General features: G+C 67.4%; 14 protein-coding genes. 7 read left to right on the top strand and 7 right to left on the bottom strand.

Going from position 1 to position 23,852, the window contains the following annotated elements:
• Positions 1 to 178: 178 nt before the first annotated feature.
• Positions 179 to 4,471: a GH92 family glycosyl hydrolase gene (locus tag ACZ7KI_RS18175; RefSeq protein ID WP_470274271.1), complete on the top strand. Its 4,293-nt coding sequence runs from the start codon at positions 179 to 181 to the stop codon at positions 4,469 to 4,471.
• 636 nt (positions 4,472 to 5,107) lie between these two features.
• On the opposite strand, the gene ACZ7KI_RS18180 is transcribed toward ACZ7KI_RS18175, so the two are convergent.
• The 3 genes from ACZ7KI_RS18180 to ACZ7KI_RS18190 all read right to left on the bottom strand — a co-directional run bounded on the left by ACZ7KI_RS18180 (position 5,108) and on the right by ACZ7KI_RS18190 (position 11,139).
• Positions 5,108 to 6,673, bottom strand: a complete 1,566-nt coding sequence (locus ACZ7KI_RS18180) for a pentapeptide repeat-containing protein (RefSeq protein ID WP_470274293.1) — start codon at positions 6,671 to 6,673, stop codon at positions 5,108 to 5,110.
• A 146-nt stretch (positions 6,674 to 6,819) separates the two neighbouring features.
• On the bottom strand, positions 6,820 to 8,226 hold the full coding sequence (locus tag ACZ7KI_RS18185; protein ID WP_470274272.1) for an MFS transporter: 1,407 nt from the start codon (positions 8,224 to 8,226) through the stop codon (positions 6,820 to 6,822).
• 177 nt (positions 8,227 to 8,403) lie between these two features.
• Entirely contained in the window at positions 8,404 to 11,139 is a 2,736-nt protein-coding gene (locus ACZ7KI_RS18190) for a M36 family metallopeptidase (RefSeq protein WP_470274273.1), read from the bottom strand.
• Positions 11,140 to 11,388: 249 nt separating this feature from the next.
• Between ACZ7KI_RS18190 and ACZ7KI_RS18195 the strand changes: the two genes are divergently transcribed.
• From ACZ7KI_RS18195 to ACZ7KI_RS18210, 4 genes are read left to right on the top strand one after another with little or no spacing between them, the layout of a single operon-like run.
• Complete coding sequence (locus ACZ7KI_RS18195) at positions 11,389 to 12,300, top strand: RNA polymerase sigma-70 factor (protein WP_470274294.1); 912 nt, start codon at positions 11,389 to 11,391, stop codon at positions 12,298 to 12,300.
• Positions 12,301 to 12,331: 31 nt separating this feature from the next.
• Positions 12,332 to 13,099 carry an SDR family oxidoreductase gene (locus ACZ7KI_RS18200; RefSeq protein ID WP_470274274.1) on the top strand — a complete coding sequence of 256 codons (768 nt, stop codon included), beginning with the start codon at positions 12,332 to 12,334 and terminating at the stop codon, positions 13,097 to 13,099.
• 51 nt (positions 13,100 to 13,150) lie between these two features.
• Positions 13,151 to 16,240 carry a GH92 family glycosyl hydrolase gene (locus ACZ7KI_RS18205; RefSeq protein ID WP_470274275.1) on the top strand — a complete coding sequence of 1,030 codons (3,090 nt, stop codon included), beginning with the start codon at positions 13,151 to 13,153 and terminating at the stop codon, positions 16,238 to 16,240.
• Entirely contained in the window at positions 16,237 to 18,324 is a 2,088-nt protein-coding gene (locus ACZ7KI_RS18210; protein ID WP_470274276.1) for an FUSC family protein, read from the top strand. Before ACZ7KI_RS18205 ends, ACZ7KI_RS18210 begins: the two co-directional genes overlap by 4 nt.
• Before the next feature lie 45 nt (positions 18,325 to 18,369).
• Here the strand turns inward: ACZ7KI_RS18210 and ACZ7KI_RS18215 are convergent, their stop codons facing one another.
• The 3 genes from ACZ7KI_RS18215 to ACZ7KI_RS18225 all read right to left on the bottom strand — a co-directional run bounded on the left by ACZ7KI_RS18215 (position 18,370) and on the right by ACZ7KI_RS18225 (position 20,962).
• Positions 18,370 to 19,014 carry a DUF4360 domain-containing protein gene (locus tag ACZ7KI_RS18215; RefSeq protein ID WP_470274277.1) on the bottom strand — a complete coding sequence of 215 codons (645 nt, stop codon included), beginning with the start codon at positions 19,012 to 19,014 and terminating at the stop codon, positions 18,370 to 18,372.
• 151 nt (positions 19,015 to 19,165) lie between these two features.
• Positions 19,166 to 19,807 (bottom strand): DUF4360 domain-containing protein, encoded by a 642-nt coding sequence (locus tag ACZ7KI_RS18220; RefSeq protein ID WP_470274278.1) that lies wholly within the window; start codon positions 19,805 to 19,807, stop codon positions 19,166 to 19,168.
• Positions 19,808 to 20,122: 315 nt separating this feature from the next.
• Entirely contained in the window at positions 20,123 to 20,962 is an 840-nt protein-coding gene (locus ACZ7KI_RS18225; protein WP_470274279.1) for a patatin-like phospholipase family protein, read from the bottom strand.
• Between the two features lie 236 nt (positions 20,963 to 21,198).
• Between ACZ7KI_RS18225 and ACZ7KI_RS18230 the strand changes: the two genes are divergently transcribed.
• A complete protein-coding gene (locus tag ACZ7KI_RS18230) occupies positions 21,199 to 22,188 on the top strand; it encodes a malate dehydrogenase (protein ID WP_470274280.1) in 990 nt (329 codons plus the stop codon).
• A 73-nt stretch (positions 22,189 to 22,261) separates the two neighbouring features.
• Here the strand turns inward: ACZ7KI_RS18230 and ACZ7KI_RS18235 are convergent, their stop codons facing one another.
• Positions 22,262 to 22,621 (bottom strand): MerR family transcriptional regulator, encoded by a 360-nt coding sequence (locus ACZ7KI_RS18235; protein WP_470274281.1) that lies wholly within the window; start codon positions 22,619 to 22,621, stop codon positions 22,262 to 22,264.
• 56 nt (positions 22,622 to 22,677) lie between these two features.
• Here ACZ7KI_RS18235 and ACZ7KI_RS18240 point away from each other — a divergent pair, with 56 nt between their 5' ends.
• On the top strand, positions 22,678 to 23,514 hold the full coding sequence (locus tag ACZ7KI_RS18240; protein ID WP_470274282.1) for an NAD(P)-dependent oxidoreductase: 837 nt from the start codon (positions 22,678 to 22,680) through the stop codon (positions 23,512 to 23,514).
• The last annotated feature ends 338 nt before the right edge of the window (positions 23,515 to 23,852 follow it).

The raw sequence follows: 23,852 nt of genomic DNA on the forward strand, positions 1-23,852 counted from the left end.
CCGGGCCTCGGCGGGTTGTCCACCGGGTTTCGCCGACATCGGAGGTTGTCCAGTTCGGGTCAGGTTTGTCCGGGTGTCTTGACATCGATGTCACACGCGAGCTTTTCTCTCTTGGCGCCACCGGTCCCCCGCCTGTGCGGCGCCCCGCATGCCCCCGCGAGAAAGCATTGGTGCAACGATGCCCCGAAGCGTCAGACCTTGGGTCTGCAGCCTTCTGAGTGCCACGGTCGTGGCGTCCGGGCTGGTAGCCCTGCCCGCCACCGCCGCGGCCGAAGACCTCCCAGCGGACTTCTACTCCTCGTTCGAGCCGGGCGAACCGGAGCCGACGTGGAGCGACACCGTCGACATCGACCCGTCGGGCAAGCCGAAGGCGTTCGGCGTCGACGGCGCGAATGCCACCACCATCCCCGGTGACGTCCGTGGCAAGGTCACCGAGACCTCCGCCAACAGCGAGAACACCCCGAACGAGGGGGTGTCGAACCTGGTGGACGGCTCGACCGACACCAAATGGCTGGCCTGGACGCCGACCGGCTGGGCGAAGGTCACGCTGTCCGAGCCGACGTCGATCACGCGGTACGCGCTGTCCTCGGCCAACGACTTCGACAACCGCAACCCGCAGGACTGGACGCTGCAGGGTTCCGCCGATGGCCAGACCTGGACGGACCTGGACAAGCAGACGGGGCAGAAGTTCAGCGAGCCGTTCCAGACGAAGGAGTACCGCCTCACGGCCGCGAGCGCCGCGTACAAGTACTTCCGGCTCGAGGTCACCAAGAACAACGGCGGCCCGATCCTGCAGCTCTCGGAGCTGCTGCTGGCCAACGAGGATCCGGCGCCGCCGGCGCTGCCGAACATGCGCAGCTTCGCCGACAGCGGCCCGGGCAGCGGCTACACCAGCAAGAACCGGGTCGGGTTCACCGGCCTGCGCGCGTTCCGCTACTCCGGCAGCCACAAGGCGCAGGGGCACGGCTGGTCGTACAACAAGATCTTCGACGTCGACATCCCGGTGGCCGCGACCTCGGAGCTGTCGTACAAGGTGCAGCCGGAGTTCATCCGCGGCGACCTGAAGTACCCGAGCACGAACGTCGCGGTGGACCTGGCGTTCACCGACGGCACCTACCTGAGCCAGCTCGGCGCGGTCGACCAGTACGGTTTCGGGCTTTCGCCGCAGGGGCAGGGTGCGAGCAAGGTGCTCTACACCAACCAGTGGAACCTGGTGCGCTCGCAGATCGGCGTGGTCGCGAAGGGCAAGACGGTCGACCGGATCCTGGTCGGCTACGACAACGCCGACGGCCCGGGTTCGCTGCAGGGCTGGCTGGACGACATCAAGGTCTCGGCGACACCGACGCCGCCGGCGAGCCTGCGCCCGTCCGACAACGTGCTCACCACGCGCGGTTCGCTGTCGAACGGGTCGTTCTCACGGGGCAACAACATGCCCGCGACCGCGGTGCCGCACGGGTTCAACTTCTGGATCCCGACGACCGACGCGGGCACGTTGAGCTGGATGTACTCCTACCACTCGCGCAACAACGAGCAGAACCTCCCGGCGCTGCAGGCGTTCTCCGCGAGCCACGCGCCGAGCCCGTGGATGGCCGACCGGCAGACCTTCCAGTTCCTGCCCTCGACCGCGGCGGGTGTGCCGAATCCCGACCGTGAAGCGCGGAAACTGCCGTTCAAGCACTCGAACGAGACGGCGCGGGCGCATTACTACGGCGTCGACTTCGAGAACGGGATCAAGACCGAGGTCGCGCCGACCGATCACGCGGCGCTGTACCGCTTCAAGTTCCCTGGCGTGGACTCGAACCTGATCTTCGACAACGTCAACAACAACGGCGGGCTCACCCTCGACCCCGCGGGCCGGGCCATCACCGGATACAGCGACGTCAAGAGCGGGCTGTCGGCCGGTGCGACCCGGATGTTCGTCTACGCCACCTTCGACAAGCCGGTGACCGCCGGTTCGAAGCTGTCGACCGGTTCCGGTGACCAGAAGCGGGACAACGTCCTCGGCTACCTCAAGTTCGACGCGGGCGCCGACAAGACGGTGAACATGCGGATCGCGACCTCGCTGATCAGCGTCGATCAGGCGAAGAAGAACATGGAGCAGGAGCTCGCCCCGAACGCGACGCTCGAATCGGTCGCCGACACCGCGCAGCAGGCGTGGGACGAGAAGCTCAAGGTCATCGAGGTCGAGGGCGCGTCGAAGGATCAGCTGATCACGCTGTATTCCAACCTGTATCGGCTCTTCCTGTACCCGAACTCGGGCTTCGAGAACGTCGGCACGGTCGAGAAGCCGGTGAAGAAGTACGCGAGCCCGGTGTCACCGAAGACCGGGCAGGACACCCCGACCCAGACCGGCGCGAAACTGGCCGACGGCGAGTTCTTCGTCAACAACGGGTTCTGGGACACCTATCGCACGGTGTGGTCGGCGTACTCGCTGCTCAGCCCGGACACCACCGGGAAACTGGTCGACGGTTTCGTGCAGCAGTACCGTGACGGCGGCTGGATCTCGCGCTGGTCCTCCCCCGGTTACGCGGATCTGATGACCGGAACCAGTTCGGACGCCGCGTTCGCCGACGCCTATCTCAAGGGGGTCAAGGGATTCGACGTCCAGTCGGCCTACGACTCGGCGATCAAGAACGCGACGGTGACCCCGCCCAACGGCGCTGTCGGCCGCAAGGGCATCGACGAGGGCACCTTCCTCGGCTACGCGCCGAACACCGCGGACCACGGTTTCTCGTGGGCGATCGAGGGCTACGTCAACGACAACGCCATCGCGAACATGTCGAAGAAGCTCTACGACGAGGCTCCGGCGGACGATCCGCGTAAGCAGGAGTACCTGGACAACTACGGGTACTTCACCGAGCGGGCCACGCAGTACGTGAACGTGTTCGACCCGAGTGTCGGTTTCTTCCAGGGCCGGGACGCGGCGGGCAAGTTCACCCGGAGCAAGGAGCAGTTCGACCCGGAGGTCTGGGGGATCGACTACACCGAGACCAACGCGTACGGCATGCGGTTCTCCGTTCCGCAGGACGGTCAGGGCCTGGCGAACCTCTACGGCGGCAAGGCGGGGCTGGCGTCCAAATTGGATGAGTTCTTCGCCAAACCCGAGCAGGGGCTCAAGTTCGGCACCTACCCCGGGGTCATCCACGAGATGACCGAGGCGCGGGACGTGCGGATGGGCATGTACGCGCACTCGAACCAGGCCGCGCACCACACGCTCTACATGTACGACTACGCGGGTCAGCCGTCGAAGACGCAGGCGAAGGTCCGCGAGGCGCTGTCGCGGTTGTACGTCGGCAGTGAGCTGGGCCAGGGCTACGGCGGTGACGAGGACAACGGTGAGCAGTCTGCGTGGTGGCTGTTCGGCATGCTGGGCTTCTACCCGTTGCAGGTCGGCAGTGCGGACTACGCGATCGGTTCGCCGCTGTTCACCAAGGCGACCGTGAACCTGCCTGGTGGCAAGAAGATCGTGGTCAACGCGCCGAAGAACAGTGCGAAGAACGTCTACGTGCAGGGTCTGAAAGTGAACGGCAAGGCGCAGACCTCGACGTCGCTGGCGCATGCGGCGATCGCCAATGGCGGGACACTCGACTTCGACATGGGCCCGAACCCGTCGTCGTGGGGCACCGGCCAGGACGACGCGCCGAAGTCGATCACCAAGGGGGACGCGGTGCCGACGCCGATGCACGACCTGACCAAGCCGGTCTCCGGCGCGGACGCGGCGTTCTTCGACAACACGTCGCGGACCGAGGCGAAGGTCACGGCGCCGATCCAGTACCAGGTGCCTTCGACGAAGGAGGCGGGTTCCTACTACACGCTGACGTCCGGGAAGGGCGCGGGCGACGCGAAGAGCTGGGTGCTGAAGGGTTCCTACGACGGGAAGACGTGGGCGGTCGCGGATCAGCGGACCGAGCAGAAGTTCGCGTGGCGGCAGCAGACGAAGGCGTTCAAGATCGCGAATCCGGCGCATTTCGCCTACTACCGGCTCGAGGTCACCGCGACCACGGGCGGGGAGGCGTCGCTGTCGGAGTTCGAGGTGCTGGGCAAGCCCGACGCGGCGTGCACGCAGACGATCACGGGCGAGCGCAAGGGCCCGCTGACCGTGCAGAACGGGGTGACCTGTGTGGACGGTGCGACGGTGTCGGGTCCGGTGTCGGTGGCGCCGGGCGCGAGCCTGATCGTCCGTGGCGGGACGATCTCCGGGCCGCTGACCGCGAACGGTGCGGCGAGGATCGTGCTCGACCGGACGAAGGTGAACGGTCCGGTGGCGATCACCGGGGCGACCGGACCGGTGTCGATCGAACTGACCGAGATCGGCGGGCCGGTGGCGTTGACGGGCAACAAGGGGCCGGTGCTGACCTCGAGCACGATCGGCGGACCTCTGGCGTGCGCGGCCAACTCCCCCGCTCCGACGGACTACGACCTGCAGAACACCGTCCGCGGCCCGGCCGCCGGGCAGTGCGCGAAGCTGTAGTCCTCCGGTAGGTCCGTGAAGGCACCTGCTTTTGTCAGCGGCGGTCCGTGAAGGCCTCCTTCCCTACCTTGAGAGTAGGGTTCCGGCAAAGTCGAGGTAGAGCTTGATCAACGGAAGATCGGGGACACTCAATGTCCCTGATCTTCCGTTGATCAAGGGTGAGCCGAGGTAGGGCAGGCTTGATTTTGGATGCCGCGGGGCTCCAGGTGCGGTTTCGGGGGAATGGTGTGAGTGGCGGTTCGGGTGAGGGCCCCTTGTGTCTTAGGTACCTGCCATCGGGCGATACGCGTGATCCGACGGAGGGTACGCGTGAGTGAACGGAGAACACCCGACGAAACCTGCCGCTTCCGCCGTGTCATCCATCCAGTCACACGTGTCCTCCGTCTGATCACACGCGCCATCCATCCAGCCACGCGAAACCATGCAAGATGCCCAAATCGGGCATTTTTGTCTCGAACAGTGTCCCTTATGGACAGTCCGGACCCGGGTGAGGCCCCTTGTGTGGGCCCGCTCCCGCCGTGTCCACCACGACACGTTCGTCTTGTCCCGCTATAGAGGTGCAGCCGACCAGCAACTCTGCGACTTTGCCGCAACCCTGACGCTCAAGGTAGGGAAGGAGGCCTTCACGGACTTCGGTCAGCCCAACGGGTCCGCCGGAGATGCCTGGTCCTCGCGGTTGGGTTCGTCCCGTTCGAAACGATGCCAAGTCAAGTCATCGACGGTGACCTGCTCATCCGAGAGATGCCATCCCGGCGGGCCGAAGGACGGCGGCGCAGACTGAAGCCGCTCGGCACGCTCAATGAACCTTGAATACCCAGGAGAGACCGAGGTTTCGACCAAAGCGTTGGAAAATCGGACATCCTTGCCGAAGGCCACTCTGTCGAACAAGATCACATCCATAAACCGCGCTTCCTCGAAATCAACCACGGATTCCAACGTAGCCTCCGCGAAAGAACCGAAACCTTCGAACTTCGCTCTCTTGAACGATAAGTATGCGCCGGAAGCGTTGACCCGCATGAATCGCGCAGCCGAAAAAGTGCATTCATCAAAACCTGCCACCGTTGTGAAGCTAGTTTCAAAAAAGTTTGCGGTATTCGCGAATGTCGTTCCCCTAAAGCGGGCAATCCCAGGAAAGTCTGCATAGTCGAAGGATACTGGTCCTTGAAACGTCGCCTTCTCAAAGCTTGCAACCGCGACACTTTTCGGATCTCGACTGAGCCCGGTACGGTCAGACCGAGAGAACCTCGTCTTTTTAAACTCGACAGGACCCGCGAAAGACGTTCCGTCGAAGTGAACAGCCCCAGCAAAAACCGCCTCCGTAAACACGGCGAATCCCCGAAAAGCCGTTCCGGCGAAGCTGGTTGTTCCGATAAATTTGGCATTCTCGGCTAGAAGCGTTCGAACGGTGCAACCGTTGAGCGTGAAATCGATAAGGGTGGCACCGGAAAGGTCCAGGTCAATGTGGGGCCAGAAGGTCTTCGCGGGATGAAGTTGGCCGTCACTCATATAGTGAGATACCAGATGGGTGGCGAGCAGACGCTGGGCGGTGAGCCGCACCTCGCGCTCTTGCGCAAGTGCCTGGCCGACCACGGGTGACGCCGGCGAGTTCGTCGCGGGACGGCCTCGATTCGGCCGAAGTGGCGCGCGGAGCCCACCGATCCGCCGGACGGCGGGTTCGCGCGGGAGCGCGGCATGGGGCATACGCAGGTAGGCACAGAGCACGTTGACCACGGTTTGCTGGTGCTCGGAGTTCTCGTCGGCCAAACGAGCGAGGGCGTACATCCCACCCAGCCGTACGGCGGCATGATCCGAGCCCAACTGCCCGACCGAAGTGCTGTACAGCTCGGTCACACGACGAGCGGAGGCATCCAGCTCTGTGTTCCGTGCGACCTGCACGGCGTGCACACGAGTATCTTCCGCGACCTGCACGGTATGAGCCTGGACGCGGTCGCGCTGATCGAGTTCAGCCTGCCGATGGCGCAGTTCCTCATGGCGGGCTTCCAGCTCCAACTCCTGGGTCCGCTGCCGTCGCACTGCGAGATACAGGGCGAACAAACCGCCGCCGGCCACCACGACCGACGCGGCGATCTTCACCACGTCCAGCTGCGCTGCGGCTTTCTTCTCTGGGTCGACCAGAGCCAAAGCGTCGACCCATCGCCACAACAGCCATCCCGCCACTCCCGCAGCCGACAGCACGATCACGGCGCCCAACGGCACTATCCACCGCGGCAAGGGCGGCCGGGATACAGACGGAGGTAATGACGAGGGCCGCGCTCTGGAATCATCGATCACCCTCAGATCATCGCGTGAAAACCCCGCGTCCGCGTCGCTCAAGAGGGCCTTCACGGCTATTCGGTGCGCCGGCCGCGGACGATGCCGAAGCCGACAAGAGCCGCGGACAGCAGGGTCAGGGCGAGACCCGCGCAGGTGGTCGCCCTCAGGAAGTCGGCCGAATCCCGGGCGGCGGTCAGCGCGCCGGGGAAGACCAGCGCCAGGATGGTGCCGCTCAGCGCGATGCCGATTCCGGTGGTGACCTCGCCGGCGGTGTCGGCGAGCGCGGCGCCGATGGTGGTCCGGTCCGACGGCAGGCCGCGCATCACGTTGGTGCCCGCCACGACACCGACCACGCGCATACCTGCCGCGACCAGGACGAGCGCGAGGGCGATCCAGAGGTAGCCGAGCCCGCTGAACGCGGTGTAGACGGCGAGTCCGCACACGACCGCGGTGGCGCTGAGCCAGGCGGCCTTGGTGAGGCCGACGCGGGTGATCAAGGGGCCGATGAGCGCACCGCCGGCGATCAGGACGACGACCTGCGGCAGCATCCCGATGGCCGCTTGAGCGGGCGCCCAGCCCAGCCCGAGCTGAAGATGCAGCGTCACCAGGTAGCCGAGTCCGGCGGTGGCCAGCGCGGCGGCGCCTTTGAGTGCCAGGCCACTGGACACCAGGGGGCGGGCGAGGAGTTCGAGGTCGAGCAGCGGATGCCGGGCCGTCTTCTCGCGGAGGACGAAGCAGGTTCCGGCGAGGAGCGCGGCCGCGGTGGCGATCCAGGGCAGGGCCGAGGCGGCGCCTGCTTCGACGAAGAGCGTGGGTGCGACGAGCGCGAGGACGATGGTCACGGTTCCCAGGGCGGCGCCCGCGACGTCGATCGGATCGCGGTGCAGGCCGGCGGGATCGTCGGCGGGGATACCGGCGCGGATGCCGAGGAACGCGAACGCGGCGACCGGCACGTTCACCAGCAGCAGTGCCTGCCACGGCGCGACGGCGAGCACGAGCCCGCCGAGGATGGGGCCGATGGCGAGGCCGACCAAGCCCACCGTCGAGATCAGTGTGGTCGCGCGGACGCGAAGCACGTCTTCGTCGAACAGGCGGAAGGCGAGGGCGAGTGAGCCGGGCGTCGTCATCGCCGCGGCGACGCCCATGACGGCCCGGACGGCGATGAGCTGCCACGCGGCGGTGACGACCACCGTCGCCAGGCTGGCCACGCCGAGCAGCACGAGGCCGATGAGCATGACCTTGCGCCTGCCCACCCGGTCGGCCAGCGCGCCGAACGCGAGCATGAGCCCGCCGAACACGACGGAATACGCCCCGGTCACCCATTGCAGGGTGGTCGTCGAGGCGGAGAGCTCGCGGCCGATGGTCGGCAGCGCGAGATTGAGGCTCGAGTTGTCGAGCATCTCGAACAGGAACACGGCCGAGAGCCCGGCGAGAGCGGGCCACCCTTCGATGAGGGACCGGCTTTGAACGTGGGGACGCACAGAACACTCCTTCGCAAGGAAGGAGTGACGGTTCATGCGATACCGCGTGTGCGCGTGCTCCACGGAGAGCACGTTTCTACCCCGATATCGCGATCTTACGCTTACGGCTCTCGTGGGTGGGCATGACGGTGAGAACCGTCATGCCCACCCACGAGACCGCGTCATCAGGTCATCAGGTCAGGCGGAGCCGCCCCGCACCGCCAGCCGCTGTACGTCCATGTACAGGCAGCCGGCCGTGGTGGGCTGCGGCGAGCAGACCTTGTCCGGGTAGAACGAGAGCTGGTTGGACGAGACGGTCAGCCGCACGAACAGCACACCGGTCGCGCTGCCCGGCGCGAGCTGGAGTGCGGTGAGCTTGCCGAGATCCGACGGCTTGAAGTCGCCGGTGCCCGCCTTCACCCAGGTCGTTCCGTCCACCGAGGTTTCGACGGTGACGTCCTTGGCCGCGGCGGGCGGGTCGTCGCCGCAGGTGTTGGCCGGGTCGATCTCGATGGCGCTCACGGTGACCGGTTTGGCCAGTTTGATCGTGACGAACCGCTTCTCGATCGTGCCGTCCGGGCCGGCCACCTTGTCGGTCGACCAGCCGCCACCGCCGAGCACGGAGGACTTCAGCAGGTCGCCCGGCCCGCAGCCGTACTGGGTGAAGTCCTCGCCGTTGAACGCGGTGACGCCGGCACCCGCGCCGCTGGAGGCCCAGTTGAGCCGCAGCGCCCAGTCGACGGTGGTGGTACCGGAGCGGACCGAGACCGCGCGGACCTCACTGTCCGCGCCGCCGCCGTCGGCGTAGACCTTCGGATAGGTGCCCGGGAGCACCGAGGGAATGGTGTAGGTGCCCTTGGCGTCGGTGACCGCGGACAGCGAGCCGCCGAAACCGGAGTCGTGGCCGCCGAACCGGACGGCGACGCCCGCGATCGGGGTGCCGTCGTCACGGTTGGTGACCTTGCCGGTCACGGTCCCGGTGGGGGTGCCCGCCGGCGGCGGCGTGGAGAAGTCCTCCGCCGGTGCGGTGTCGGCACCGGTGATCGACGCGGCGAAGTAGCCCATGCCGCGGGCGGCGAACGCCTTCCACAGCTTGGCGTGCGCGCGGCCGCCGTTGATCACCGTGTCGGCCTGCAGGATCGAGTTCCGCATGTCCAGGAAGGACGGCGACGCGGGCGACAGCTCCATCGCGCGCGTGACCAGCGCCCTCGTCAGCGGCACACCGAGCACCGAGCGGACGTCCCACAGCGTGCTCGCCCAGATCTCGCCGTCGGCGTGCACCTCCGGGAACCCGATGATCCGGCCGAGGTCGCCGTAGGTGTAACCGCCGGGACCGGCTCCGGGAGTGCCGGGGCACTGCGGCGCGCCGGCGCCCACCGGGCAGTCCAGCGGCTGGGTGCGGGCGAGGGGTTTGCCGTTGCTGACGTAGTCGCCGCCGAGGAGTTCACCGGGCGCGGGGGTGTCCTTGACCGCGTTGCGGCCGGCGAGGTAGTCGAAGGCGTACCAGTCGCTCCAGGCCTCGCCCATCGCGGCGGATTGCAGGGTGTTCAGCGTGGAGTTGCCCTGCGCGTCGACCACGAGCCGGTTGGACAGGCCGTGGGTGTATTCGTGGTGGATGATCGTGGCGTCGTCGGCGGAGTTCGCCGCGAGGAACGGGTCCGCGGGGTCGCTGGGGTCGTGGAAGAGGAACATCCCCATGGTCGGGGCCTGCCCGTCGGGCGGGGTGCCCATGAACGCGTTGTCGTAGTAGCCCGGTTCCTGGGCGCCGAGCAGGGTGTGGACCTGTACGGCGTCGCCGTCGACCTTCTCGAAGTTGCCCGCCTCACGGGTGAAGCCGATCGGGAAGGAAGCGAGGTGGTCGTGGAAGCTCCCGACGTAGGCCAGTGCCTGTACGGCGTTCTGTTCGCGGTTCTTCGCCCACGAACCCGGGGTCTTCGGATCCCACGAACACGGCCTGCTCACCGAGCACGGCGGTCCGACGACGGCGTTGAAGTCGGTGAACCGGTAGCGGTAGCTGCCGTCGGTGTTCGGTCCGATCTCTTCCTGTGGCTGGAACTTCAGGTCGCCGTTGACGTCGGCGGCGACGTGCGCGACGTTGCCGTCCAGGGTTTTGGCGTCGGCGGGCAGCCAGCCCTTGTGGGTCAGGTCGACCTGCTTCTGCGGGCCCGGCTGGACTTCCCAGGCGAGGCCTTTGGCGCCGGCAGCGTCGGCGGTGTCGTTGGCGTGGTTCACGAGGTTCTTGCGGTAGAGCAGCTTGCCGGTGCCGGCGTCGGTCACTTCCTGGAACATCTTGTCGGCGGCGGGTTTGGCCAGTGTGTACCAGGCGGGACGGATGCCGTCGCCGGTGAGGAACGCGACCTGCTTGGCATCCGGTCCGGGTGCGGCGAACGTGGCCGCGCCGAGTGAGGCGGGGAGGTCGCGCACGGGCGAGCCGTCCAGCTGGATGAGCCTGCCGTCCTTGGTGACGTGCGCTTTCAACCCGTTGCCGAACACGGGGATCCCGCCGACGGTCTGGGTGAAGGAGAGGTGGTGGGTGCCTTCGACGTCGACGTAGTCCTTGCGCAGGGTCAGTTTCGCGGTGTCGGCGGCGCTGAGGCCGACGAGTCCTTCCTGTGCGCGCAGATAGTCCAGGACGATGTCGCGGGGCGATTTCCCGCTCGGTCCGGTGAGGAAGCCGTCGGTGCGGGCGAGGGCGCGTGGGGTGCCGGTCAGCTCGTCGAAGTCGAGCAGGGCCTGGTTCCCCAGTTCCGCACGTGCTTTCGCGACGGTGTTCGCCCGCGACGCCGAGAGCTGTGCCTGCGCGCCGAGTACCCGCGGGCTGGTTCTCGCCGTGTCGCGGACATCGACGTCCTTTCCGGATCTGTCCGGGGTGAACTGGACGGCGCCCGGTGCCGGTGCCGCGCCGGCTTCGGGCGCTGTGATCAGCGCTAACACTGTGATGACGGTCGCGGCGCACATCGAAGCACGCGAACGCGACGAACGTGACGTCACTCCAGACCCCTCTCTTGGTGGTGACGTGGACGCTCCATTCGTACCGATACAGTCACAGTGGACGTCAGCGCCGATCAGGTATGGACCATCCCGGTGAACGGGACATCGGCGCAAGAGCGTCCACAATGGACTCGACTGGATTCGTAGCGGGAGATCGTGTCCGACAGGGATTGGGGCGAGCGCGGCTTGAAGATCGACGATTTCGCGCTCGACGGGACGCTGCGGTTCGAGCGACTGCGTCCTCAGCTGTTCGGCCTCGCGTACCGCCTTCTCGGTTCGGCGGCGGAGGCGGAAGACGCCGTCCAGGACGCCTACCTGCGGTGGGCGGCCGCCGAGCATGAGTCGATCGGGTCGCCGCGGGCATGGCTGGCGAAGGTGGTCACCAACCTCTGTCTGAACCGGCTGACCTCGGCCAGGGCACAACGCGAACGGTATGTCGGGCCGTGGTTGCCCGAACCGGTGCTGACCTCGGATGACGCCCTCGGTCCGCTGGAGACGGCGGAGCAGCGGGAGTCCGTGTCGGTGGCGATGCTGGTGCTGCTGGAACAGCTCAGCCCGGTCGAGCGGGCGGTGTTCGTGCTGAAGGAGGCCTTCGCCTACAGCCATCGCGAGATCGCCGCGATCCTGGACGTGTCCGAGGTCAACTCGCGGCAGTTGCACAGCCGGGCGCGGCGAGCGCTGAACCGATCGGACGAGCGACGGGTACCGAACCCGCGTGAGGTCGAAAAGCTCGTCGAAAGTTTCCTGTCCGCGGCCAGAGACGGTGACCTGACGAGGTTGGAGCAGCTGCTCACCGCCGAGGTCACGGCATGGTCGGACGGCGGGGGCAAGATCACCGCGGCCCGGCGTCCGGTGCGGGGTGCGGCGAAGGTCGCGCGCCTGTACGCCGGCATGTTCGCCGGGATCGAGGGCGTGTCGATCGGGATCGGCGAGGTCAACGGCGCTCCCGCGGTGATCGCGACGGCCGGGGGCGACCTGTACGGCGTTCTCGGGTTCGAGGTGGTGGACGGCCGGATCGCCGGGCTGCGGTCGGTCGCGAATCCGGACAAACTCGCCTTCCTCGCGCGGCAGCTGTCACGTTCCGGATGGCTCGCCGGTTCTTGAGGGTGGAAGCTCTCGTGAACGGAGGACCAAGGTGGCGAAACCGATTCTGGTGACCGGCGGTACCGGCGATCTGGGCCGCGAGGTAGTGCGGCGGCTGCTGGCCGCCGGCCTGCCGGTTCGGGTCATGAGCCGTCGGCCGCGTCCGGCGGAGGTGCCCCATGAATGGGCGCGGTGTGATCTGCGGACCGGTGACGGCCTGGCCGAGGCGGTCGACGGTGTCTCGGTGATCATCCATTGCGCGTCGACAGCGGGGCGCGGGGACGAACGGGTGACCAGGAACCTGACCGAGGCGGCGCGGCGGGCCGGGAGCCCGCATCTGGTGTACATCTCGATCGTCGGTGTCGACGTGATCAGGTTCTTCTACTACGACGAGAAGCTGGCTTCGGAGAAGGTGATCGAGGAGTCCGGTCTGCCGTGGACGGTGCTGCGGGCGACGCAGTTCCACGATCTCGTCGCCAGGGCGTCGGCGGTGCAGCGTCGGCTGCCGGTGACGTTCATGCCGTCCGGGTTCCGGTTTCAGCCGGTCAGCACCGGCGATGTCGCGGACCGGCTGGTCGCGTTGGCCTCCGGTGCGCCCGTGGGCCGGGTCCCGGATATGGGCGGTCCCGAGGTACGGACCGCGCGCGACCTGGCGGAGGCTTACCAGCGGGCGACGGGACGGCGGAAGCCGATCGTGCCGGTGTGGCTGCCGGGCAAGGCGTTCCGGGCCTTTCGGGCGGGCGGCAACCTGACGCCGGAGAACGCGACCGGAGTGGGCACGTTCGAGGAGTTCCTCGCCTCACGCGTTCAGTCCTCTTGACGCGGTGCCGCCCGGCAGGCCGTGCCGACGTGTGCGAGTTACGGTGGCCTGGTGACGATCACCGGGTTCTTCTCCTCCTTCGAAACGGGTGATCCGCAGCCGGTGGATCCGGTGTTGCGTGTCGGCACCGGCCCGCGGTCGTCGCCGACGGCGAAGCCGGGCGTGGGGTTCACCGGCGCGCACGCCCTCCGCTTCGAGGGCACGCTCCGCGCGCCGCTGTTCGAAGTGGACATCGAGGTCACCGGTCACACCGAACTGTCCTATGTGGTCTTCCCCGAAGCCGAGACCGACGCCGTCCCCACCTACCGCAGCACGTTCGTGGCGCTCGACGTCGAGTTCACCGACGGCACGTCCGCCGGGTTCAGCGCCACCGGGCAGGGCCTGGACAAGACGCTGTACGTCGACCAGTGGAACCGGGTACGCCGACGGCTCGGCGAGTTCGCCGGACGGCGGATCGGCAGGATCGTCCTGGTCTGCGAACCGCCGCCCGGTGACGGCGTGCCCGGCGGCTGGGTGGACGACGTCCGGATCGCCGAGCGCGTGGTCGAGGTCCGTGAGCCGGTCGATCACGTCCGCACCACCCGCGGCACGCATTCCAGCGACAAGTTCTCCCGGGGCAACAACTTCCCCGCCACGGCCGTCCCGCACGGCTTCAACTTCTGGACCCCGGTCACCGACGCGGGCGTCACCAACTGGCTCTACAGCTATCACCGGCACAACACCGCCGCGAACCGTCCGGCGCTGCAGGCGTTCGCGCTGTCGCATCAGCCGAGCCCGTGGATGGGTGACCGGCACACCTTCCAGGTGATGCCGGGGATCGGCCCGGTCGAGCCCGACCGGGCCCGCCGCGCGCTCACCTTCTCCCACGACGACGAGATCGACCGGCCGCATCATTACGGTGTCCGGTTCGACAACGGCGTCACCGCCGACATCGCCCCGTCCGATCACGCGGCACTGATGCGGTTCACCTTCCCGGGCGATCGCGGCTGGCTGCTGTTCGACAACGCCCGCAACCGCGGCGGGCTGCGTCTGGACCCGGCGAACGGCGTGCTCACCGGGCACACGTGGGTCCGCAGCAGGCTGTCGGCCGGCGCGCGGCGGATGTTCGTGCACGCCGAGTTCGACGTCCCCGCCGACCGCGGCGGGAAGATCCGGCGTCCGGTGTGGCGCACGGTCACCGGGTTCCTGGAGTTCGCGGCGGGCGAGGTGACGATGCGGATCGCGACGTCGCTGATCAGTCTCGCGCAGGCGAAACGCAACCTCGACCTGGAGATCCCCGCCGGGACGACCTTCGAACAGGTCCGGGACCAGGCCCGGGACGCGTGGTCGGAGGTACTGGGCCGGGTCGAGATCGAGGGCGCGACCGAAGACCAGCGCGACACCTTCTACTCCAACCTCTACCGCCTGTTCCTGTATCCGAACTCCGCACACGAGGACACCCCGAAGGGCGTCCGTCACGCGAGCCCGGTCGTCCGCCGGTTCCTGCCGAGCACCCACACACGGACCGGCGCGAAAGTCGTCGACGGCGAGATGTACGTCAACAACGGCTTCTGGGACACCTACCGCACCACCTGGCCCGCGTACACCCTGCTCACGCCCGGCCGGTGCGGGCGGATGATCGACGGGTTCGTCCAGCAGTACCGCGAGGGCGGCTGGATCTCGCGCTGGTCCTCCCCCGGGTACGCCAACCTGATGACCGGCACCAGCTCCGACGTCGCGTTCGCCGACGCGTACCTCAAGGGCGTGCGGGGATTCGACGTCGAGGCTGCCTACGAGGCGGCACTGAAAAACGCGACGGTGACTCCGCGCGGGCAGAGCGTCGGCCGGAAGGGCCTGCACGAGTCGATCTTCCTCGGGTTCACGCCGACCTCGGTCCACGAGGGCCTGTCGTGGGCGCTCGAAGGCTGCGTGAACGACTTCGGCCTGGCCAATCTCGCCGAAGCGCTCGGCCACCACGACGACGCCGCGTACTTCCGGCAGCGCTCGCAGCAGTACGCGAACCACTTCGATCACCGCATCGGGTTCTTCCAGGGCCGTAACCGCGACGGCAACCGGCATTTCGCCGCCGAGGGCTACGACCCGGAGGCGTGGGGCGGCGACTTCACCGAGACGAACTCCTGGAACACCGCCTTCTCCGTCCCCCACGACGGTGCCGGGCTCGCCGCGCTGCACGGCGGAACCGAAGCGCTCGAGTCCAAACTGGACACGTTCTTCGCGACGCCGGAGACGGGCCGCAAACCGGGTTCCTATGGTGGCCTCATCCACGAGATGACCGAAGCCCGCGACGTCCGGATGGGACAGTACGGGCATTCCAACCAGCCCTCGCACCACATTCCCTGGATCTACCACTACGCGGGCGCGCCGTCGAAGACGCAGCGGATCGTGCGGGAGGTCCTGCGCCGGCTCTACGTCGGCGGCGACCTGGGCCAGGGTTATCCCGGTGACGAGGACAACGGCGAAATGTCCGCCTGGTACGTCTTCGGCGCGCTCGGGTTCTACCCGCTGGCCATGGGCAGCCCCGAGTACGCGATCGGCTCGCCGCTGTTCACGAAGGCGACCGTCCATCTGGAGAACGGGAAGGACCTGGTCATCACCGCGCCCGGCAACACCGAACGCACCGTGTACGTCCACGGGCTGACGATCGACGGCCGTCCGCACGAGAGCAGCACGCTTCCGCATTCGGTGCTGGCCGAGGGCGCGACGCTGGAGTTCACGATGGGCGAGCAGCCCTCGAACTGGGGCCGCTCCCCCGTCGAACCGGCCGCCCCGCGCCCGCTCACGGACATCACGGTGGGCGACGGTGCCCTGTTCGACGACACCACCAAGACCGAGATCACCTTCCCCGGCGGCAAGCCCGTCATCGACTTCCCCGTCGAAGACGCCGATCGTGAGGTCGTGATGTACACGCTGACCTCGGGCAGCCGCCGCGGTGATCCGCGTTCGTGGGTACTGGAGGGATCCGACGACGGAGCGCACTGGGTGCCGCTGGACCAGCGTGAAGGCGAGACGTTCCGCTGGCGCCGCCAGACCCGACCGTTCGCCCTCTCCAAGCCCGCGAAGCACGCCAGATACCGTCTCCGCATCACCTCGTCCACCGCCCGGCGGGTCACCCTCGCCCAAGGAGAGCTGCTCGCCCGATGATCTCCCGCATCACCCAGGCCACGACCGATCGTCTGGTCGCCTCCGATCCCGGCCTGGTCCGGCTCCGGCTCGGTTTCTCGGCCGTACTCAGCATCGTCGTCGCGGTACTGGCCATCCTGCCGTTCCACCAGCCGCTCACGGTCACCCTCGTTGCCGCGATCGCCGCGATGACCTCCGCCTTCACCGTCAACGACGCCACCCCCGGCCAGCAGGCGGTGACGCTGATCTCGGCATTGGTGCTCGGGGCCGCGTCGCTCACCGCGGCCAGTGTGGGCTCGGCGGTTCCACCGCTGGACAGCGTCGTGTTCGTCCTGCTGATCTTCGTCGCGGTCTACGCGCAGCGGTTCGGATCGCGCGGGATCGCGCTGGGATCGATCTCGTTCTTCCTGTTCTTCTTCGCGATGTTCCTGCAGACACATCTGAGACAGGTCCCGGTCCTGCTTCTGGCGCTCACGATCGGGATCGCGGCGAACGCGGTGGTCAGGTTCGTCCTGCTGCGCAGGCACACCGACGCGGAGTTCCTGCGGATCCGGCGGGCGTTCCGGGCGAGACTCGCGGCGGTCGTACGGGCGGCGGAGGACTACCTGACCGTCGGCGGCAGCGAGCGCACCCGCAAACGGCTCCGCACGACCAACGCCCGTCTGCACGAGACCGTGCTGCTCATCGAGGACACCGCCCCCGAGGTGACCGGAGCGGATTCGGCGAACCGGCTGCGCCGCCGCGCGATCGAGGTCGAGCTGGCGGTGCAATGGCTGACGATCACCGTGCAACGCACCTGCGCCGAGGAACTCGGCGAAGACGTCCGGGACGATCTGGTCGCGCGTCTGCGGCGGTTCCGGTCGCTCATCGAACGCGACCCGCGGGAACTGCCGCTGATCAGCGAGACCGAAGAGTTCAGCAGGATGCTGGTGGAAGGCAGCCGGATCGACGAGCACGCCGCGGCCGGTGACGGGGTCCGCCGGGCCATCGCCGAACTCGCGCTGGCCGACGTACGGGCGCAGCGGGTCGCCGAACACGACGTCTCCGATACCGGCGACGACCCCGAGGATCCCGAAGAGGAGAAGTCGTCGGCGTTCGCCTACGACAACCAGACGCGCAGCGCCATCCAGGCCGTCGTCGGCGGCGGGCTCGCCGTCCTCGGCGGGGAACTGGTGTCGAGCCAGCGGTGGTACTGGGCGGTCCTGACGGTGTTCGTGGTGTTCATCGGCTCGTCGACGGCGGGGGCGACGTTCGTGAAGGGCGTCCGTCGACTCGGCGGCACACTGATCGGCATCGTGGGCGGCCTGGTGCTGACCCTGCTGGTGTCGGGCAGTGTGCCGGCAACGCTGGCGCTGATCCTCGTGTGCGTCTTCGGCATGGTCTACATGGCCCGGGTGTCACAGGTGATCATGGCGTTCTTCATCACCAGCATGCTCGGGCTGCTCTACAGCCTGCTGGGGACGTTCAGTCTCGAGGTGCTGTGGATCCGCGTCGCGGAGACCGCGGTGGGCGCGGCGGCCGGCGTGCTGGCCGCCGTGGTGATCGTGCCGGTACGCACCCGTGCGGTGATGCTCGACGACGTCTCCACGTTGCTGGACGAACTGGACGAGTTCGTGGAGAAGGCCGCGGGCCTGCTGTCCGGCGCGGAGAACGTGAGCGTCATCGAGAAGTCACGTGACCTCGACCGGGCGGTGGACAAGGTCCGCACGACGATCGAACCGCTCACTCATCCGGTGAATCTCAGCAGCCGCCGCGACTACGGCTGGCATGTGCTGACGACGGTGGAGACGATCGCCTTCCGCGCCCGCCATGTCGCGGCGCGGTCGCAGGCCGGGCTGCTGGTGAACGAGGCGGATCGGCTGCGGCTGTACACCGGGCGGATCCGGGAGAACATCGCCGTGCTGAGGAAGGCCATCGGCGCTCCCGGGGGTTCCGGGCACGGAACGCTGGTCCGCGACGACGGGACCCCGGTGGCCGACCGGATCGACGATCCGCAGGCGCGTTCGGTGCTCACCAGTCTCGGGCATCTCGACGAGACGGTGATCGCGCTGGGCCGCGCGTTCGGGGTGGAGGCCACCGATCCGTCGCCTTCCGCGAAAGGCTGACGGCCTCCTTCGCCGGAACTCGAAGAAGGCCGTCACCTCACCGGATCAGTTCTTCGGCTTGGGACACTGTTTCCAGGAGAAGTGGTAGGTGGTCTTGATGGCACCGTCGGTCGAGTCCATCGTGACGAAACTGGTGGTCTTCTTCGGATCGGAAGTACCGACCGCGGCCCGCAATTCCGTGTTGATGTTGAAGTTCCGGTCCTCACCGCACGGCTTGTACACGATGGCACCGACTTCGATTTCGTCGGTGAACTGCCAGTTGTCCTCGAGCGGACCCTTGAGGTTGTGGTTCACGTAGGAGGTCGGCGAATTGCCCTGGAAGTAATAGTTCGCCCGCTCCAGCCCGGTGGCACCCGCCGCCAAGGAGGCGAAACCGCGATAATCAGCGCTCGCGATACCGTAGGTGAATCCCTGCGGCACGTGAACGTAGAGGTTGAGCTGGCAGTTCTTGCGCAGATCGGTCGGTTTCGCACCGACACCGACCTGGGCGGTGTATTCGCTGTAGGTGACGGTGAACGCGGTGTTGTCCGGCGATACGGAAATGGCCGAGGTACCCGGTCTGCAACCGGTTCCGTTGACGGTCACGACATCGATGATTATCTTGTCGGCAGGCGCGGGAGGTGGTACCCAGCCATTCGATGTGACAACCGACGAGAAAAGCGTCACGGCAGCAACCAGCGCATTGAGCATGGGATTCCTTCCCAAAACTTCCACACGGCGGGGAACTGGGCGGGTTCGATATTTGCGGCGACGTCCTGACACCGGGTCGGGAGACCCTGGCCAGGGCATGGGTGGGACGGCCTTCTTCCGGGCGGGGAAGCAGGCCGTCACCCTGGCGTGGTCAGGAGGTCGGGCAGGTCTTCCAGGAGAAGTGGTAGGTGGTCCTGACCGCTCCGTCGGTGGAGTCCATCGTGATGAAACTGGTGGTCTTCTTCGGGTCCGAGGAACCCGCGGCGACCCTCAGCTCGGTGTTCACGTTGAGATTCCGGTCTTCACCACACGGCTTGTAGACGATGACGCCGCCTTCGGCCTCGTCACGGAATTGCCAGTTGTCCGACAAAGGCCCGTTGAGCGGATGACTCACGTGCGCGGTCGGCGAATTGCCCTGGAAGTAGTAATTCGCCCGCTGCAACCCTTTGGCGCCGGATTCGAGCGAGGCGAAACCGCGATAGTCGGCACTGGCGATACCGTAGGTGAATCCCTGCGGCACATGGATGTTGAGGTTGAGCTGGCAGTTCTTCCGCAGATCGGTCGGTTTCGCACCGACACCGACCTGCGCGGTGTATTCGCTGTAGGTCACCGTGAAGGCACTGTTGTCCTTGGCGACGGCGATGGCCGACGAACCCGGCGGACAACCGGATCCATTGACCGTGACCACGTCGATGACAACCCGGTCCGGCGGCGGTCCCGGCGGCGGCGACCAGCTATTCGGTGTTATTATCGACGAGAAAAGCGATACGGCGGCGACCACTGTCGTAAGCATGGGGTCCTTCCCAAAACTTCCACACGGGGGGCGGGGAACTGGGCGGACTCAGGTTAGCGAAACGATCTCCACGATGCCGCCCGCCGATCGGCCCAAAAGGCCACGGCAACCGGTTCATGAAATAACTTTATGGGCTGTAACCGTTTTCCGGGACAGACCGGAACAGCGAATGCCCCGAAAAACACCACTCCATTGGCACGATATGAAAATCCCGCCGCGTCCCGGGTGTTGACGATTCCGGGGAGACAACCGTGATCACGCGCCGATGACGGCTCTACCGCGTCCTCCGCGAGCTGGACCGGGTGATCGGGACGATCACGCTCCCGCGGTACCTGTCCGAACCCGAGCTGCGGCTGCCAGGCCGTCCTCGTAGCCGAGCACGGCGGCCACGCCCCGCACATCGGGGTCGAACGGGTCAGGGCCGAACCCGGCGAGGGCCCGCTTGGACGGCTCGACCACCACGGCGCGGTCCAACACCTCCTGCCGCTGCGCGGACGCGTACGCCGGCGACTCCGACGTCGGCTGCAGCACAACCACCCGGTCAGCGTCTTGGGCGAGCTCGGCATTGGTCAGGGAGAACGTGCCGCCGTCGATGTAGTCATCGCCGTCGACCCGCACCACCGGCCACAGCCCTGGGACCGCGCAACTGGCGGTGAGCGCGTCCACCAGCCCCACACCCGAATCCCGGGTGAAGACGGTTCTGCGGCCGTCCACACGGACCGCGACGATGCTGAGCCGGACGGCCGGCCAGGAGTCGTCGGCCACCCGCCGGGCGACCACGTCACGGCGCCGGGAAGGGTCGATCCCCGACCGCTGCCGGGACAGCCCCGCCAAGCGCGCGGTCTTCACCGCGACAGGGTCGTCGCCGCCATGGATGGCCAGCACGTCCGGCATCACTTCGGCCAAAGCCACCGCCGGGGCGAGCTCGTCGTTGCGGCGTGACTTGCGCACCACCTTGTCGTACTCCCCGACCGCCGACCCCACCTGGAGCACAGCGGCCGCCACGGCGGCTCCTGCGGACGTCCCTACCACGTGGTCAGCGGAGCCCAACTGGAGCGCCCCGGCCTCCTCGAGCGCGGCGAGCACCCCTATGGTCCAGCCGATCCCGGCCAGGCCGCCACCACCGAGCACCACGGCCGTCGATTCCCGTGACACGAGCGTCCTCCCCTGTTGTCGTCTTGAGTGCCCACGCCCGCCGAGAGGATCCCGGCGTCGAGTCCGTGCCAGGACCCTAGAGTCTGACATCGGTGTGAGAGTCAAGAAGCCGCCGGGAACGCGACCGGTGGTGGCATCGATCAAGAAAACAGTGACTGGACGCACCCGAACGGCGACTCGGGACAGGACTAGCATCGCGGTACAAAGTCGATGTCGCCTCAAGCTGGAGAACCGCAATGACCCAAGCCCCTGTCAACGTCACCGTCACCGGTGCGGCCGGCCAGATCGGCTACGCGCTGCTCTTCCGCATCGCGTCCGGTCAGCTGCTCGGCCAAGACACCCCGGTGAAGCTGCGGCTCCTGGAGATCCCGCAGGCGGTCAAGGCGGCTGAGGGCACCGCGATGGAACTCGAAGACGGTGCGTTCCCGCTGCTCGCGGGCATCGACATCTTCGACGACCCGAAGCAGGCCTTCTCGGGCGCGAACGTCGCCCTCCTCGTCGGCGCCCGCCCCCGCGCCAAGGGCATGGAGCGTGGTGACCTGCTCGAGGCCAACGGTGGGATCTTCAAGCCGCAGGGTGAGGCCATCAACGCCGGCGCGGCCGACGACATCAAGGTCCTCGTGGTCGGCAACCCGGCCAACACCAACGCCCTCATCGCGCAGGCACACGCCCCCGACGTCCCGGCCGAGCGCTTCACCGCGATGACCCGCCTCGACCACAACCGCGCCCTCGCGCAGCTGTCGAAGAAGCTCGGCGTACCGGTGACCGAGCTGAAGAAGGTCGCGATCTGGGGCAACCACTCCGCGACCCAATACCCGTCGATCGCGCACGCCGAGGTGTCCGGCAAGCCCGCCACCGAGGTGCTGACCGACCAGCAGTGGCTGGCCGACGACTTCATCCCCACCGTCGCCAAGCGCGGTGCGGCGATCATCGAGGCCCGCGGCCTGTCCTCCGCCGCTTCGGCCGCCTCCGCCGCGATCGACCACGTCTACACCTGGGTCAACGGCACCCCCGAAGGTGACTGGACCTCCGCGGCGGTCGTCTCCGACGGCTCCTACGGTGTCCCGGAAGGCCTGATCTCCTCGTTCCCGGTCACTGCCGCGAACGGCGAGTACAAGATCGTCCAGGGCCTGGAGATCGACGACTTCTCGCGCGCCCGCATCGACGCTTCGGTCAACGAACTGGCCGAAGAGCGCGACGCGGTGAAGAAGCTCGGCCTCATCTGAACCTGAGCCACCGACGAAAGGCGGCCGTGTCCTCCAAGGGCACGGCCGCCTTCTTCATCGTCAGGCGAAGAAGTCAGTTCGCCCGCGGTTTCGCACCGATGATCGTGTCGAGATTCGCGCGCGTGGACTCGAGTTCGCCGATCGCCTCGCCGATCCGCGCACGCTGCTGCCGCAACGCCTCCGTCAGCTCCGGACAGTCCGGCGTCAGCCAGCCGTCCTCGTCGACGATGCACGGCAGGATCTCCAGGATCTGCGCGGTGTTCAGCCCCGCCCCGAGCAGGATCCTGATCCGCCGCACCGCCGCCACATCGGCGTCGCCGTACACGCGATAGCCGCTCGGCCGCCGCTCCGGCGTCAGCAGGCCCTGCTCCTCGTAGTACCGCAACGCGCGCTCGCTGACCCCCGTCCGCCGCGCGAGTTCCCCGATCCGCATCCCCCACCCCCGAGACTTGACTCTCACGTCAATGTCAAGGTTTAGCGTAGCCGCCCATGACCACTGTGACCGTCCTAGGACTCGGCCCCATGGGACACGCCCTCGCTACCGCGTTCGTCACCGCCCACCACCCCACCACCGTGTGGAATCGCGCCCCTGGTAAGGAAAACGGCCTCGCCGCCACCGTCGCCACGACCGCCGCCGAAGCGATCGCGGCCAGCCCTCTCGTCGTCGTCTGCGTCCGGGACTACACCGCGGCCCGCTCGATCCTCGACACCGACGCACTAAAAGGCCGCACCCTCGTCAACGTCACCGGCGGCTCACCACGGCAGGCCCGCGAGATGGCCGACTGGGCGGCGGACCACGGCATCGACTACCTCGACGGCGTCATCATGGCCACCACCGACGCGATCGGCGGCTCGGACGCGGCCCTGTTCTTCAGCGGGCCCGCCGACGTCTACGAAACACACCGCGCCACGCTGGCCGCGCTCGGCCAGAACGCGCAGTACGTCGGCCACTCGCCCGGCCGCGCCGCCGCGTTCGACGCCTCCCTGCAGGACCTGCTCTGGACCTCGATGAGCGGCGTGATCCACATGCTCGCCCTCGCCAAAGCCGAGGACATCGCCGCAGCCGAAATCGCCGGGCACGCGAAGGCATTGCTCGGATTCTTCCCGGACATGATCGACCTCCTCGCCGAGCAGGTCGGCTCAGGGCATTACCCCGGTGACGCGGGAACTCTCACGTCCACGGCGGCCACGATGGACCACGTCCTCGACGCCATCCGAGCCCACGGCCTCGACAACGGCGTCCTCAGCGCCGCCCGAGCCGAAGTACAGCGAGCGATCGACGCCGGGCACGGCTTCGACGGGTTCGGCAGGCTCGCCGCGCTCTGAGGCCGGAGCCCACACGGGACACTCTCCGGAAGGCAGTTGTCCGGCTTGAGCGGTCTGCGTGATCGGCTCGCTGCTGTCAAGGTCCCCTTACCTACCCTGAAGGCAGGGCCCCGGCAAAGTCGTACAACTGCTGGTCCGTGTCGCTCTTGGCGATCCGAAGGTCGTGCGTGCTGCCTGATTCCGGGCTGGCCGACCGCACCCCGAGTGTCCACAAGGGACACCACTGCCGGACTCAATGCTCAATGAATCGCCCCGGGTTCGGTAGAGACTCGTTGTTGGGGTCAGGCGACCAGGCTGATCAGGTCGCCGTCCGCGTACAGGGTCTCGAACTCGACGGG

This window comes from Amycolatopsis sp. NPDC039088 (assembly GCF_055598845.1).

What these genes read in the sequence shown, in the direction of transcription:
- ACZ7KI_RS18175 (WP_470274271.1), top strand. Translation starts at nt 179, where the DNA reads ATGCCCCGAAGCGTCAGACCTTGGGTCTGCAGCCTTCTGAGTGCCACG.
- ACZ7KI_RS18235 (WP_470274281.1), bottom strand. Translation starts at nt 22,621, where the DNA reads ATGCGGATCGGGGAACTCGCGCGGCGGACGGGGGTCAGCGAGCGCGCG.
- ACZ7KI_RS18240 (WP_470274282.1), top strand. Translation starts at nt 22,678, where the DNA reads ATGACCACTGTGACCGTCCTAGGACTCGGCCCCATGGGACACGCCCTC.
- ACZ7KI_RS18220 (WP_470274278.1), bottom strand. Translation starts at nt 19,807, where the DNA reads ATGCTTACGACAGTGGTCGCCGCCGTATCGCTTTTCTCGTCGATAATA.
- ACZ7KI_RS18210 (WP_470274276.1), top strand. Translation starts at nt 16,237, where the DNA reads ATGATCTCCCGCATCACCCAGGCCACGACCGATCGTCTGGTCGCCTCC.
- ACZ7KI_RS18215 (WP_470274277.1), bottom strand. Translation starts at nt 19,014, where the DNA reads ATGCTCAATGCGCTGGTTGCTGCCGTGACGCTTTTCTCGTCGGTTGTC.
- ACZ7KI_RS18230 (WP_470274280.1), top strand. Translation starts at nt 21,199, where the DNA reads ATGACCCAAGCCCCTGTCAACGTCACCGTCACCGGTGCGGCCGGCCAG.